The 13,982-nt window shown below is 71.8% G+C and carries 15 protein-coding genes; 9 read left to right on the forward strand and 6 right to left on the reverse strand.

Features of this window, described 5'->3' with window-relative positions; translation table 11 throughout:
- Nucleotides 1-44: 44 nt before the first annotated feature.
- A complete protein-coding gene (locus tag KI385_RS22140) occupies nt 45-797 on the forward strand; it encodes a hypothetical protein (RefSeq protein ID WP_238573908.1) in 753 nt (250 codons plus the stop codon).
- Entirely contained in the window at nt 755-1,174 is a 420-nt protein-coding gene (locus tag KI385_RS22145) for a GntR family transcriptional regulator (protein ID WP_425356939.1), read from the forward strand. Before KI385_RS22140 ends, KI385_RS22145 begins: the two co-directional genes overlap by 43 nt.
- 39 nt (nt 1,175-1,213) lie before the next feature.
- Here the strand turns inward: KI385_RS22145 and KI385_RS22150 are convergent, their stop codons facing one another.
- On the reverse strand, nt 1,214-2,170 hold the full coding sequence (locus KI385_RS22150; protein ID WP_238573909.1) for a CAP domain-containing protein: 957 nt from the start codon (nt 2,168-2,170) through the stop codon (nt 1,214-1,216).
- A gap of 353 nt (nt 2,171-2,523) precedes the next feature.
- On the opposite strand from KI385_RS22150, the gene KI385_RS22155 reads away from it, so the two are divergent.
- From KI385_RS22155 to KI385_RS22165, 3 genes are all read left to right on the forward strand, one after another.
- Entirely contained in the window at nt 2,524-4,050 is a 1,527-nt protein-coding gene (locus KI385_RS22155) for a sigma-70 family RNA polymerase sigma factor (RefSeq protein ID WP_238573910.1), read from the forward strand.
- Between the two features lie 168 nt (nt 4,051-4,218).
- On the forward strand, nt 4,219-4,626 hold the full coding sequence (locus KI385_RS22160) for a YjbQ family protein (RefSeq protein WP_238573911.1): 408 nt from the start codon (nt 4,219-4,221) through the stop codon (nt 4,624-4,626).
- Between the two features lie 133 nt (nt 4,627-4,759).
- Complete coding sequence (locus tag KI385_RS22165) at nt 4,760-5,365, forward strand: DUF5994 family protein (protein ID WP_238573912.1); 606 nt, start codon at nt 4,760-4,762, stop codon at nt 5,363-5,365.
- Here the strand turns inward: KI385_RS22165 and KI385_RS22170 are convergent.
- The 4 genes from KI385_RS22170 to KI385_RS22185 are packed head-to-tail and all read right to left on the reverse strand — an operon-like array spanning nt 5,352 to nt 9,071.
- Nucleotides 5,352-6,548 (reverse strand): ABC transporter permease, encoded by a 1,197-nt coding sequence (locus tag KI385_RS22170; protein WP_238573913.1) that lies wholly within the window; start codon nt 6,546-6,548, stop codon nt 5,352-5,354. The genes KI385_RS22165 and KI385_RS22170 overlap by 14 nt on opposite strands.
- Complete coding sequence (locus tag KI385_RS22175) at nt 6,545-7,318, reverse strand: ABC transporter ATP-binding protein (protein ID WP_238577796.1); 774 nt, start codon at nt 7,316-7,318, stop codon at nt 6,545-6,547. The genes KI385_RS22170 and KI385_RS22175 overlap by 4 nt, the downstream gene beginning before the upstream one ends.
- A gap of 23 nt (nt 7,319-7,341) precedes the next feature.
- Nucleotides 7,342-8,442 (reverse strand): efflux RND transporter periplasmic adaptor subunit, encoded by a 1,101-nt coding sequence (locus KI385_RS22180; protein WP_238573914.1) that lies wholly within the window; start codon nt 8,440-8,442, stop codon nt 7,342-7,344.
- On the reverse strand, nt 8,439-9,071 hold the full coding sequence (locus tag KI385_RS22185) for a hypothetical protein (protein WP_238573915.1): 633 nt from the start codon (nt 9,069-9,071) through the stop codon (nt 8,439-8,441). The genes KI385_RS22180 and KI385_RS22185 overlap by 4 nt, the downstream gene beginning before the upstream one ends.
- A gap of 133 nt (nt 9,072-9,204) precedes the next feature.
- Here KI385_RS22185 and KI385_RS22190 point away from each other — a divergent pair, with 133 nt between their 5' ends.
- From KI385_RS22190 to KI385_RS22200, 3 genes are read left to right on the forward strand one after another with little or no spacing between them, the layout of a single operon-like run.
- A complete protein-coding gene (locus tag KI385_RS22190) occupies nt 9,205-9,903 on the forward strand; it encodes a response regulator transcription factor (protein ID WP_238573916.1) in 699 nt (232 codons plus the stop codon).
- A gap of 7 nt (nt 9,904-9,910) precedes the next feature.
- Nucleotides 9,911-11,380, forward strand: a complete 1,470-nt coding sequence (locus KI385_RS22195; protein ID WP_238573917.1) for a sensor histidine kinase — start codon at nt 9,911-9,913, stop codon at nt 11,378-11,380.
- Nucleotides 11,377-11,874, forward strand: a complete 498-nt coding sequence (locus KI385_RS22200; RefSeq protein WP_238573918.1) for a hypothetical protein — start codon at nt 11,377-11,379, stop codon at nt 11,872-11,874. The genes KI385_RS22195 and KI385_RS22200 overlap by 4 nt, the downstream gene beginning before the upstream one ends.
- Nucleotides 11,875-11,916: 42 nt before the next feature.
- Here the strand turns inward: KI385_RS22200 and KI385_RS22205 are convergent, their stop codons facing one another.
- Nucleotides 11,917-12,537 carry a hypothetical protein gene (locus KI385_RS22205; RefSeq protein WP_238573919.1) on the reverse strand — a complete coding sequence of 207 codons (621 nt, stop codon included), beginning with the start codon at nt 12,535-12,537 and terminating at the stop codon, nt 11,917-11,919.
- Between the two features lie 284 nt (nt 12,538-12,821).
- Here KI385_RS22205 and argF point away from each other — a divergent pair, with 284 nt between their 5' ends.
- On the forward strand, nt 12,822-13,832 hold the full coding sequence (gene argF, locus KI385_RS22210) for an ornithine carbamoyltransferase (protein WP_238573920.1): 1,011 nt from the start codon (nt 12,822-12,824) through the stop codon (nt 13,830-13,832).
- The last annotated feature ends 150 nt before the right edge of the window (nt 13,833-13,982 follow it).

The raw sequence follows: 13,982 nt of genomic DNA on the forward strand, positions 1-13,982 counted from the left end.
ACCACTTGATACAAGTGTCACTCACCACTCACCGGGGGATCCTCATGCTCGACACCGTCCCGCCCGAAACGCGCCTCCGGGCCCGCGCCCACCACTGCGCCCGCTGGGCCGGACTCGCCGCCGGCGTCGTGGTCGCAAGCCAGCTGGCCACCGTGGGCCAGGACCTCGGCGTGGGGATCCTGTACGCCATCCCCGCGTTCGGGCTGTGCGCGGTGGGCGGCGTGCTGCTGGGTGACGCGCTGACGCCCCGGCCGAAGGAAGCGGTACGCACCGCGGGACTCGCTCCACGCCGGATCCCGGACCATCTGCCGCCCCGGATGGCCCGGCTGCTCCTGGGACAGGCCGCCCTGCTCGTCGTCCTGCTGACGGCGGCGGCCGCGGTCGCGTCGCCGGACGACCTGGGGCGCGCCGGGCGCTCGCTCTCCGTCGCCTGCCAGGGCAGGACCGAGGCCGCCAGCCCCTGGCCGGGCCTCTACTACGGCCTTCCGGTTCTCCTCTCGCTCGCCCTCGGCAGTGCGGCCTGCGGCTGGGCCCTGCGGCGCATCGCACACCGCCCCGGTGAGGAACAGCAGCGCCGGGACCGGGCGTTGGCGATCACGGCCGCATGGGGCCTGCTGGTCGCGGTGCCCCTGGCCGGCACGGCCGTCACGGCCGCCGGGAGCCTGAGCAAGCTGACGTGCGACGGCCTGCCCGGCACCGCAGGACAGTGGCTCCTCTACCCGGTGGGTCTCGTCGCCCTGGTCACCGCGATGTGGTGCCTGTGCACCGTCGCCGCACCCCGGGCGACCCGGCGGTGACCGCCCCCTCCGTACGGGTGGACACCACCTCGTCCGTTCCTCCCTACGAGCAGATCCGCGCCCAGCTCGCCGCACTGATCACCACGGGCCGGCTGACCGAGGGCGAGCGGCTTCCTCCCGTACGCCAACTCGCCGCGGACCTCGGCCTGGCAGCCGGCACGGTGGCACGCGCGTACCGGGAGCTGGAGGCAGCCGCCCTGATCCGCACCCGTAGGGGTGCGGGGACGAGGGTGGCCCCCCTGCCCGCGGGCACCGCGCGGCTGGACACCGCCCGACTGGCCACCCTGGCACGGGAGTTCACGAACGCGGCCCGCGGCCTGGGCGCGGACGACGCCGCGGTCCTCGACGCGGTACGGAAGGCGCTCGGCACCGGTTGACCAGGAGGAACGCCGGGGAGCCTTGGCGCTCGTCATGGGTCAGGAGTGGGTGGCGAAGTCCTGGGTCCACCACGGGCCGTTGGAGCTGAGATTGACGCCCACACCGGTGGATTTGTAGGAGCAGTTGAGGATGTTGTCACGGTGTCCGGGGCTCTTCATCCAGCCGTCCATCGCCGTGGCCGGGTCCTTGGGGCTCTTGAAGATGTTCTCGGCCCAGCTGCTCCACCGGAATCCGGCATTGGTCATGCGGGTTCCGGGGTCGACGCCCTCCGGGGTGTTGTGTTCGTAGTAGTTGCGGGCGGCCATGTCGTCCGAGTGGGCCTGCGCCGCGGCCTGTAGGTGGGGGTCGACGGTCAGCGGGCCGCAACCGTGCTGGGCCCGCTGGGCATTGACCAGGTCGACGATCTTCTGGGCGAACTGCGCGGCGGTGCCGGTCGCGGCCCGCGGTCCGGCCGGGGCAGGGGCGCCCGCTCCGGACTCGACGTGGGAGGTGCGGGGCGTCGTGTCGGCCGGCTTCGCGCTCTTCTCGGGGCGGGCCGTCCGCGGCCGGGGGGAGGCGTGCCGCTTGCCGTGGCGTTCGGTGGCGGAGGCGGAGGCCGACGCCTTGTGGCGGCGGGGAGAGTGCGAGGCGCCGCCCGATGCGGTGGGAGCGGAGGCGGTCGTCGTGGGCGGCTTCGGCACGGACTGATCCGCCGCGAGCGCCTGGTCGGAGCCGGAGTCGGGACGTATCAGCACCAGGCAGGAGCAGCCCACGGCGAGCGCGGCCGTCACCGCCAGCAGCGTCGTCTTCCGCCGGAGAACGCCGGTGCCGGCGCGGTGGGTCCCGCCGTTCCGCCCGTGCCGGCCACCGGGACGGGGGGCGGCGGAACGGCGGTGCGAGGCGGGCTCGCCGGATCGGTGGCCGGTCCCGGTCGGCGTCTCGTCGCGCAGCGCGGGCCGAAGGTTGTCGTCGTAGTTGTTGTCGTAGTTGTTGTTGTCGTAGTTGTTGTTGTCCATGGTTCCGTTTCCTGTGCGGCCCTGGGGCCGGTGGGCCGGTGGGGGGCTGTGGGGCTGCGGTCCGCCGTTGTGCGGTCCACACAGGGGAGATCCCGGGCGGGGGCCCGGATAACGGAAAGTGCTCCAAAGATTTTGCGCGGCCGCCCGCGGGCTGCCTGGCGCGGGCTGCTCGACGGGGTCTGCCCTACGTACGAGGGCTGCCCTACGTACTGTCCGGTGCGGCCTCCCACGGGGGCGGTGCCACGACGGCGTTCCGCATCCACGTACGTTTTTCTGTTATCGCGGTGAATCCGACAGGTCACCTGAGCACGGGGGCCATGAAGGTGCACACGGATGAACAGGACCGAAGAGGCGTGAAGCAGGAAAACGGTACGGCGACCGTCGAGGCTGCCCAGGCCGGGGACGAACATGCCCGGGAGCAGTTGGTCGCCTCGTACCTGCCACTGATCTACAACGTCGTGGGCCGGGCGCTGGACGGCCATGCCGACGTTGACGACGTGGTGCAGGAGACCATGCTGCGCGTCCTGGAGTCGTTGCCGGATCTACGGGAACCGGCGTCCTTCCGTTCCTGGCTGGTGGCGATCGCCATGAACCAGGTACGGCGCCGCTGGACGGTCAGCCACAAGACCCCCGTCGTCGGCCTGGACCAGACGCCGGAACGGGCCGACCGCTCCGCCGATTTCGTGGACCTGACCATCTTGAAACTGGGGTTGTCCGGCCAGCGTCGTGAGGTGGCCGCGGCCACCCGCTGGCTGGACGAGGGGGACCGGGCGCTGCTGTCCCTGTGGTGGCTGGAGGCCGCCGGGGAGATCGGCAGACCGGAACTCGCCGCCGCCATCGGCAGCGGGACACGTCATACGGCGGTCCGTGTGCAGCGGATGAAGCAGCAGCTGGAGGCCGGACGTGTCGTCGTCCGCGCTCTCGCGGGGAATCCCCCGTGCCCCGAACTCGCCCAGCTGACCGCCACCTGGGACAACGAACCCAGCGCCCTGTGGCGCAAACGCATAGCCCGCCATGCGCGCGGGTGCACGAACTGCTCGGAGCACTGGAACGACCTCCTGCCTGCCGAGGGGCTCCTGGCCGGCCTCGCCCTGCTGCCGCTGCCCGCGCACCTCACCCCGCACACCGTCCTGCACGCCCCCGCCGCCGCGACCGTGACGACGACCGCGACGACGACCGCGGTCCCGGGGCACCCGGGAACCGCCGGTCACGGTGGACACCATGTGCCGAAGCGACCGCCCCGTCCGCGCCGGGTCGCCAAGGGCACGGCCGTCGCGGGGACCGTGGCGCTCGCGGTGGCCGTCATCGCCGCTCTGTGGTGGTCTCCCGGTACGCCCCGGGACGAGCGGAAGGCCCGGCCGAAGGCCACACACACCGTGGCCGCGTCCACACCGGCGCCCCGCCCCACACCCACACCGACACCGACACCGTCGCGCACCGCCAGCGCCTCGCCCACCCCGTCCGCCCCGCCGGCCACCACCCCGTCGGCCACCCCGCCCGACCTGGAGGAACAGGCCACCGCACTCATCAACCGCCACCGCGCACAGGCCGGCTGCGGTCCGCTCCGTATAGACCGGAGGCTGCACGCCGCGGCCCAGCAGCACTCCGCCGACATGGCGGCACGCGACTACTACGAGCACGACACGCCGGACGGCACCGGCCCCGACGAGCGGATCACCGCCGCCGGATACCCGTGGAGCAGCTGGGGCGAGAACCTCGACCGCGGTCCGCGGACCGCCGAGGCGGCGGTGAACGACTGGATGGGCGACGCCATGCACCGTGGCAACCTGCTCGACTGCAAATTCACCGCGGTCGGCATCGGCGTCGTCCACGGCACGGGAGGCCCCTGGTGGACCCAGGACCTCGCCGCACCGCGCTGACCTCGATCCGCCGTGCCGGACCTGCTCGGACCACTCCGGACGGCGGGCTGCCTCAGCGGGTACGAGGGCGGGCCGCCTGCTCTCTCGTGCCCCGGCGCGGCGGAGCCCCCGGAGGAACAACCCATCCGGCCGTTAGAGCTTTTGCTCCGTGACGGGTACCGGTGAACCATGGCTGGCACCTTCACCACCCGCGCAATCACCCTCACCACCGGCTCCGCCGAGACCATGCACGACCTGACGAACGCATGCACCGCGTTCCTCCGGGAGGCCGCTCACGGGCGCAACGGACTGCTGAACGTCTTCACCCCCCACGCGACATCCGGCCTCGCCGTCATCGAGACCGGCGCGGGCAGTGACGATGACCTGCTGGCGGCGCTCCGCGACATTCTTCCCGCGGACGCACGGTGGCGGGACCGCCACGGCAGTGGTCTCGTGCTCCCGGCTCTGGTACCACCGCACGCCACGTTGCCCGTGGTCGATGGTGAGCTGGAGCTGGGGGCCGCGCAGTCCGTGGTGCTGGTGAACACCAGCCGGGACAGCTCCGAATGCCACGTCCGGCTGTCCTTCCTCGGCTGACCACCAGCGGGCCTTACCAGGAGTAATCTGAAGTTACCGAGGGCACTTCGCACACCAGCTTTCACGCTCGTGTCGTTTTCGGCGATTCACAACACCGGGCCGGTCCAGGTCGGCCCGGGGCAGGGTCCGCGTCATGACCACGACCAAGCTGTATACGCCCGCGGCCGAAGACCGGACCTCTTCGCTGCCCCTCCGGCTCATGCTGGCGCCGGCCGGCACCGCTCCGGCTCTGCTCGACGGTGCGTGGTGGCCCCGCTCCCGTGACCTCACGGCGGAACTTCCCGCACTGACGGCCGTACTCGACCCGCTGTGGGGGCGGATCACCCACGTCACGGTGAACCCCACGTTCTGGCCGGTCATCCCCCGGAAGGTGCCCGTCGACGGGCATGTGGTGAGCGTCGGATGGTTCAAGGCCGAGCAAGATCCCCACAAGCTGCTGCTGCTCTCCTACACCACCGGCCGTTGGGACCTACTGGTGATCCCTCCGGAGACCGGCCCCGCCACAGCCGCCCGGCTGATGGTCGAGGCCGCCGATCCTCTGGGCACCCTCACCGCGAGCGGCCTGCTGGACGCGGCCGAGCAACGCCGGATCGCGGAGGAGATCGAACTGTCCCTGGTGTCGGTCTGGGACTCCGAAGGCGGCCATGGAGCACGCCTGCCGACCTCACGTTCCCCTGCCCGAGCGGTCGGAAGGCCCGCTGTCTCATCCGTCGCCCCGCACACGGTCAGCTCGCGCTGAGCGCCACGGTGGGGTGCAGCCGGGAGGCCCGTACGGCCGGGTAGAGGCCCGCGACGACCCCGATCACGAGGGTGGCGCCCAGGCCGCCGGCCAGTGACCAGGGCGGCACCACGGCGATCCACCCCTGCGTGCGGGCGAAGGCGAGCGTGGCGATGGCGCCCAGTGCCGCGCCGGCTGTGCCGCCGAGCGCCGACAACAGCAGCGATTCGGTGAGGAATTGGATGCGGATCGAGCCTCTCGTCGCGCCGAGGGCGCGGCGCAGCCCGATCTCCGACCGGCGCTCCAGCACCGAGATGACCATGGTGTTGGCCACGCCCACCCCGCCGACCAGCAGCGCCACCGCGCCCAGCCCCAGCATCAGCGTCGTCAGCCCCTTGTCGGTGGCCGCCTTGGCCGCGAGCGCGTCGGAGGGGCGGGAGACCTTCACCGAACCCTCGTCGCCGGGACTGACCGTACGGGCCAGGACCCCCTGGACCGCCTCCACCGAGGCGTCCGTGGAGCGCTCGAAGACGGTGGTCGGGTGGCCGTCGAAGCCCAAGTAGCGCTCGGCCGAGGGGTATCCGACCAGGGCGGTGCGGTCCAGGTTCGGTACGAGCTCGATGGGCGCGAGGATTCCGGTGACGACGTACCACCGGTCGTTCAGGAGGATCTTGGCGCCGGGCGCGGTGATGCCGAGGCGCTCCGCGGCCACCGAGCCCAGTACGACGGTGGGCAGCCGTTCACTGGCGGGGTTCAGCCAACTGCCCTGGTCGACACGGGCGTTGAGGGCGTCGAGCAGGTCGGGGCGGGCGGCCTGGACCGTGACGCCCGACGCCAGCTCCTCGGGTACGGCGTCGCTGCGCCGCACCCGGGCGTCGACCGCGCCGGTGGCGGTGGCGTGCTGGACCGGGCCGATCCGTTCGACCATCGCCACCGCGCTCTTGGGGAGTTTGACGTCCTGGCCGAGCGCGTTCCGGCCGGCCTCGGCGGTGAGCAGATTGGTGCCGAGCCGGTCCAGCCGGGCGAGCAGATCGGCGCGGCTGGAGGTGGACAGCCCGACGACCGCGACCATCGTGGCGATACCGATCGCGATGCCGAGGGCGGACAGGACGACCCGGGTACGGCGGGTGCGCAGGCCGCTCGCGCCCGTACGCAGGACATCGGCCGGGGAGAGCCGGGCCGGCCGCAGTGCGGGGCCGCTCATCGGGGCACCTCCTCGGTGTGCTCCGCGGGGGAGTCGGTGTGCTCCGCACGGGGGTTGGGTGGGCCGGGGGGACCGGAATCGCCGACGATCTCGCCGTCGCGGAAGCGGATACGCCGGGGCAGCGAGTCGGCGATGTCGTTGTCGTGGGTGATGACGCAGACAGTGGTGCCGGCTGCGTGCAGCTCGCGGATGAGGTTCATGACCAGCGCACCGGAGGCGGTGTCCAGCGCACCGGTCGGCTCGTCGGCGAGCAGCAGATCAGGGTCGCCGACCAGCGCGCGGGCGATGGCCACCCGCTGCTTCTCCCCGCCCGAGAGCTGGTGGGCGAGGTGGTCGATGCGGTGCCCGAGCCCCACTTCCTCCAGGGCCGTTCGGGCTCGGGCACGGCGCTCCCGCAGACCCGCCCCGCCGTACAGCAGGCCGTCCGCGACATTGTCCTGGGCACTACGGCCAGGAGCGAGGTGGAAGTGCTGGAAGACGAAGCCGATGTGCCGGGCGCGCAGCGCGGAGAGCTGGGCGTCGGACAGCCGGTTCACGTCGTAGCCGGCCACCCGGACCTCGCCCGAGGTGGCCCGGTCGAGGGTGCCCAGCAGGTTGAGCAGGGTGGACTTTCCGGAGCCGGAGGGGCCGACGATGGCGACCAGTTCGCCCTGCGCCACGCGGAGGTCGATGCCCCGCAGGGCGTGCACACCGCCGGGGTACGACTTCGTGGCCCCGCGCAGTTCAATCACGTCCGGGGGCATCGCCGGGTCGGTCGGGGCCGGGGTCATCGCCCGGTCGGTCGGGGCCGGGGTCATTGCTCGGCCGCTCCGACCTTCATGCCCTCGGTCAGACCGGCGCCGCTGACCTCGATCCGGCCGTCGGCCGTCAGACCGGTCTCGACCTGCACCATGTGCGTCTTGGCGCCCTGGACCACCTCCAGCCCGTAGCCGCCCTCGCGCAGCGCGACGACCGCCTCGACCGGAACCGTCAGCACGTCCTTACGGCTCTCACTGACGAACTTCACGCTCAAGGTGCCCTGCTGGTCCTTCGGCGCGAGCTTGGCGCCGCCGTCGAGCGTGATCTCGACCTCGACGCCGTCATCGGACGAGGAACCGGAGGCTCCGTCCTCGGCGGCCCCGGAGTCCTGCGGGGCAACGACGCCGCTGACCTTGCCGCGCCGGTTACCGCCGCTGGGCAGGGCGATCTCCACCTTGGTGCCCTTGGCGGCCAGCGCCCGGTCGGCCTTGTCGAGCGAGGCCCGTACGACCGGCTTGGTGGAGGCGACCGTCAGCACCGTTTTGTCCGGGCCGATCCCGTCGGCGAGGGCGGCGTCGGCGGACACCACCCGCACGGGGCCGCGCTGGAAGACGATGTCGCCCTTGCCGATCTCACCGTTCGCCTCGGTCACGCCCAGGGACTTCTGCCAGGCCTTGACGGCGGCCTTGGTGGCCTCGTCGTAGCGGACGTCCACATACAGCCGGGAGCCGAAGCCCAGGTCGCGCAGGTTGCGCTCCAGTTGGAGGACGTCCGGGCCGCGGTCGCCGGCCTTCATCGCGCGGAACATCGGTGTCGGACCGTAGAGGAGAACCACCGGCCGGGCATCGCGCTCGTACAGGCGCTGCCCCAGCGACACGGTCCTCCCCGGCTCGGCGGCCTTGGTGATCGTGCCCTCCACCGGGGACTTCACCGCCCGGCGCTGCGCGTAGTCCAGGCGTCCGTCGACGGTCTTGCTCTGGACGAGGTCGGTGCGGGTGATCTCGGTCGTGGTGGGCGGCGTCTTCGCGTGCCGGCCGTCGGCCGAGGCGTCCTTGCCAGTGTTGGTGAGCAGCATGACGCCGGCGGTCGCGGCGGTCGCGGTGGCCGCCGCCGCCAGCGCGATGCAGAGCCGGCGGCGCTTTCGTGCCGTGCTCACTGCATGCCGTCCAGGCCGTCGAGGAGCTTGTCCTTGCAGGCCTCGCGGGCCTGCTTGTACGCGGGCGAGTCGCGTCCGAGCTCGGGTGAGGTGGGGTTCGGGTCGCCGCCGGGCATGACATTGCCGTCCTGCAACTGCGGGTTGGTGAACTTCGATACGCCGTGGGCGCGCATGCACTTGGCGTGCGCGAGCATCGACTCGTATTCCTTCTGGGTGTCGCGGCGCGGCTCCAGCTTGGTGGCGTTCAGCATGTCATTCGTGCAGACGCCGTCCTTGCCGCCCTTGGCGATGTACTCGTTGCCCGGCTTCTGCTGGAGTTCGTCGATCTTCGCCCAGTCGAGATAGCCGCTCAGCTTGGGATCAGGGAAGTCCTTGTCGACGTTCTTGCGCATGCACTGGACGTACTTCATCTGTGCGTCGTAGAAGGCGCTCTTGCCCCGGGCCTGACCGCCCTGGGACGCGTCGGAGCCGTCCTTGGTCTTGTCGGTGGTGGGCGCCTTGCTGACCGAGGCGATCCCGTCGTCCGACGACTCGGCGCCGCCGCAGGCAGTGGTCAGCGCGAGAGCCGGTACGGCGATCAGCAGCGCGAGGCGCGCGGCCCGGGAGCGGGAGGATGTCTGCTGGGTCATGCGGCCAACTTCGGGGGCGAAGTTGGTGGTCGTTCCATGGCCGCATGATGAGAACGTAACAATGCCGCCGGCCCGCATCCTCACCCTGTGGATAACTCCTGAGCTGCACAGACCCTCGCCCATAATCGGCGACATGCCGCATGTGCTGCTGATCGAGGACGACACTTCCGTACGGGACGGAATGGAGCTGGTGCTGCGCCGGCACGGCCACGAGGTCGAGGGCGTCGCCACCGGCGAGGCAGGCCTGAAGCTGCTGTCCCGCCCGCGCGGCGGCGGCATCGACATCGCGGTGGTCGATCTGATGCTGCCCGGTATCGACGGCTTCGAGGTCTGCCGCCGCATCCGCGGCCGGGGCCAGGGCCAGGGCCAGCTGCCGATCATCATGCTCACCTCGCGCGGTGACGATCTGGATGTGGTCAGCGGCCTGGAGGCGGGCGCCGACGACTACGTGGTCAAACCGATCACCGGCCGGGTGCTGGAGGCCCGGATCCGGGCGGCACTGCGGCGGGCCGGTCCGGTGACCCATACGGACAGCGACGACTTCGCCGGGCTCGTCATCGACCGGGCCGGCCTGACCGTCACCAAACACGGCACGGCCGTCCCGCTCCCGCCCACCGAACTGCGGCTGCTGCTGGAGCTGTCCGCCTCCCCCGGCCGGGTCTTCAGCCGTGAGCAACTCCTCGCACTCGTCTGGGAGCACGACTTCCTGGGTGATTCCCGGCTGGTGGACGCGGCGGTCGGGCGGCTGCGCGCCAAGCTGGAGGACGTCGCCGCCACACCGCGCTACATCCAGACGGTGCGCGGCTTCGGCTATCGCTTCGGGCCGCTGTGAGCGCGCGATGAGGACCTCCGCGCGGGCCCGTGTGCGGCTGCCGCGCCTCGACGGGCTCCGCGGCCGCCTCATCATCACCGTCGTCGTGGTCGCCCTGATCAGCGCGGTCACCGCCACGGCACTGGCGTACCGGGAATCGCGCGACGCGGTCCTCAAGCGGGCCCAGAACGCCGCCGTCGACGACTTCCGCAACCGCGTCGAGCGGCTGGCCGGGGAGCTCGACGTCCCCACCGACCCCCGCACCATGGCCCGGTTCGCCACCGATGTCTCGTCCGGTGTGCGCGGCTCGCTCGTCGTCGCCCAGTACCGCGACTTCACCGCCACCTCCGACCCGTCCGCCGACCGGACCCGGATCACTCCCGAGCTGCGCGCGGCCGTACGCACCCACACCCGGGTCTCTCTCCAGCGGGTGGAGCACGGCGGCAAGCCCTGGCTGGTCCTGGGCGCCCCGGTCGGCCTCGACGCACCGGCCCGTCGCGGCGGCTCCGCGCAGCCGTCCGGCGTCGAGATATTCGCGGTCGTCTCCCTGGCGGAGGAGGAGCGCGACGCCGCCGATCTGGTGCGCACCGTCCAGGGCGGCCTGGTGCCCGTGGTGCTGCTGGCCGCCGTCCTGGCGCTGCTCGCGGCGCGTACGGTGCTGCGGCCGGTACGCAGACTGGCACGGGCCACCCGCAGGCTGGCCGCCGGCGAGCTGAGCATCCGGGTCGAGGAGAAGGGCCGCGACGAACTGGCCGAACTCGCCCACACCTTCAACGAGACGGCCGGCGCGCTGGAGCACACCGTCGGCGAACTGCGCGAGCAGGAGGCCCTGGCCCGCCGCTTCGTCGCCGATGTCTCCCATGAGCTGCGCACCCCGCTCGCCGCCATGACCATGGTCTCCAGCGTCCTGGAGGAGGACGCCGACCAGCTCACCCCCGACACCGCACACGCGGCCCGTACGGTCAGCGCCGAAACCGCGAAGCTCGCCCGGCTCGTCGACGACCTCATCGAGATCTCCCGCTTCGACGCCCGGGCCGTGACGCTCCATGTGCACGAGGTGGATGTGGCCGAGGCGGTGCGCGCCACCCTCGCGGCCCGCGGCTGGACCGACCGGGTCGAGGCCGATCTCCCCCCGGGCATACGGGCCCGGCTCGACCGCCGCCGCCTCGACGTCATCGTCGCCAACCTCGTCGGCAACGCCCTGCGGCACGGCGCGCCGCCGGTGACCGTCACCGTACGGGCGGCGGACGACCGGCTGACCGTCTCGGTCGCCGACCACGGCCCGGGGCTGGCCCCCGAGGTCGCCCGCCATGTCTTCGACCGCTTCTACAAGGCCGACAGCGCCCGCACCCGGTCCGAGGGCAGCGGCCTGGGCATGGCCATCGCCCTGGAGAACGCCCGCCTGCACGGCGGCACCATCGAGCTCGCACCCCCGGCCCCGGGCGTCGGCGCCGTCTTCACCCTCCGCATACCGCTCCGTACGGAAGCCCCCTCATGACGCGCCCCCGCACCGCCCTCCTCTGCTGCGCACTCGCCCTCGCCGCCGCGGGCTGCGGCATACGGCCCACGGGCGTCACGGACGGCGGCACCGCCCCCTCCGGGATCTCGCAGGGCATGCGGATCTACTTCGCCTCCGACAACGGGCCGCGCGGGGTGCCCCGGCCGGGCGTCAGGATCGATGAACTCAACGACGTCTTCAAGCTGTTGCTCGCGGGCCCGACCGCGGAAGAGCGGGCCGACGGGCTGGCCACCCTCGTCCACACGCAGGAAAAGAATTTCAGCGCCACCGCCGATCACGGCAACGTCACCATCAACGCCCCGGGATATTTCACCGACTCCCCCCAGGACCCGGCCACCGGCCAACTGGTCTGCACCCTCGCCCGTGCCGAGGTCCTCCTCCACGGCACCCGCCCGGACAAGGTCCAGGTGACCATCGTCGGCGAGGACGGCCGCGCCGGGCCGTACCAATGCCAGCAGTTCCTGCGGCGCTGAGTCGCCGGCCGACGGCCCGTAGCGGTTCCGGGCCTCGGCGGCTCAGTGCAGCGGCCCCTTGTCCTTCAGCCGGTAGCCGCCCTTGATCACCGGTGCGTCGGCGGCCGGAGCCATGCACTTCGACAGCTTCCGCCCCGCCTCCCCGGACAGCCCGATCCGGCTCGGGCCGCCGTCCTTGCCGGCGACGTAGAAGCTCACGCCCATGCGGACGTGGTCCTTCAGCATGTCCTGCCACGGGTCGCGGGGGTTGTCGCTGGCGCGTACGACGGTTCCGGTCACGGTCGCGGTGGGGCCACCGGTGGTCAGGCAGTCGACCTTGAAGTCCGCCCAGTAGGTCAACGGCGGTCTGCCGTCCGGCTGGTCGATCCGGTGGGAGATGCGGAAGGTGCCCCAGGCGCGGGTGGGGAAGACCGGGCTCATCGAGGTGTAGGTGCCGTGGGCGTCGACGGTGACCTGCACGTCGTTGCCGGGGGCGGGGAAGTACATGCGCGCCCACCCCTTGATGCCGGCGGTGGTCGTGGCGGCCGGTGTGGTCATGGTGGCCGGGACTGCCTTGGCGGGTGCCTTGCCGGGTGCCTCGGCGGCGGACGCGGCGTGGGTCGCGGCCGTCGTCCCGGTGGCCAGCGCGAGAAGGGCGGGGACCCGAAGGGCCGTCTTGAGCACGATGATTCTCCGATCGGGGGGAGCTCGTCCGCCTCGATCCTGGCGAACGCCCGTACCCCGTACGTCGCTCGCCCGAGCGAGATGGCTCCGCCGTCCGGGCGAGCTCCTCGAAGCGCCGTCGGTCCAGGGGAGGGACCGGCACCTCCGCCCCACGGCGGAGACGGCGCCACGAGGGCTTCCGCCTCCCCCTCGCACGGCCGTTCCGGTTGTTTCAACAGTGCGTTGACGAGGGGACGCTCTCGCAGATTCGCCATGGGTGCTTGTTCACCGAAGGAGCGCACAACGTGGGAGACGCACGCCGGGTCCGGGGCCTGCTCAAGGACAGCGACCTGACATCCGACCGGATCGAGGAACTGATCGCGCTGGCCGCGCGCCTCAAATCCACGCATCGGACCTCGGCCGCATGGCCGGCACTGACAGGCCGCAACATCGCGCTGATCTTCGCCAAATCCTCCACCCGGACCCGTTCCGCGTTCGAGGTCGCCGCCTTCGGCCAGGGCGCGCGGGTCTCCCACTTCGGGCCGGGTTCGAGCCATCTGGACGTACATGAATCCGCTGCCGACACCGCCATGGTCCTCGGGCGGCTCTATGACGGCATCGCCTATCGGGGACCGGACCACGACACCGTCGAGACGCTCGCCCGGCACGCCGGCGTCCCGGTGTGGAACGCGCTGACCCCGCCGTGGCACCCCACGCAGGCCCTGGCCGACCTCCTCACGATCAAGGAGCACTGCCGCAAACCGTGGGCGGAGATCTGTCTGGCCTTCATCGGTGACGGCCGGTCCAACGTAGCCAACTCGCTCTGTATTACAGGGGCGTTGCTCGGTATGACGGTCCGCGTCGTGACCCCGGCGGCGATGAGCGGTTCGGCGGACGTGCGCGCCACCGCGGAGCGGATTTGCGCGCGTACGGGCGGCTGTGTGACGGAGACCGACGACGTCGACGCGGGCGTGCGGGACGCCGACGTCGTCTACGCCGACACCTGGATCCACCTCGGGGAGCCGATCGACTCCTGGCGGCCCAAGCTGGCGGCCCTCGCCCCGTACCGCGTCGACGGCCAGGTCCTTGCGGCGACGAAGAACCCCGATGTGCGGTTCCTGCACTGCATGCCCGCGGTCCATGACAGCAGTACCGCGCTCGGTGCGGCGGTGCTGGCCGAGACCGGCCGGGAGGGCGCGGAGGTCACCACCGAGGTCCTGCGGGGGCCCGCCTCACTCGTCCTCGACCAGGCGGAGAACCGGATGCACACGATCAAGGCGCTGCTCGTCAGCGACCTGGCAGGCCCGAATCGATGACGTGCGCTTGGTTTTTATCCAGCGCCTCATCCCGGCATTCATGAGGACATGTCCGGAGTGCCAGAGCCGCCGTCAGGGCATCTGCACGGAAGCGTCACAAGGTCTACGCATGCCCTTCGGTGGGTGCCGTTAGCGTGTTGGCCGCTCGAT

Source organism: Streptomyces inhibens (genome assembly GCF_022221585.1).
Taxonomy (GTDB): Bacteria; Actinomycetota; Actinomycetes; order Streptomycetales; family Streptomycetaceae; genus Streptomyces; species Streptomyces inhibens.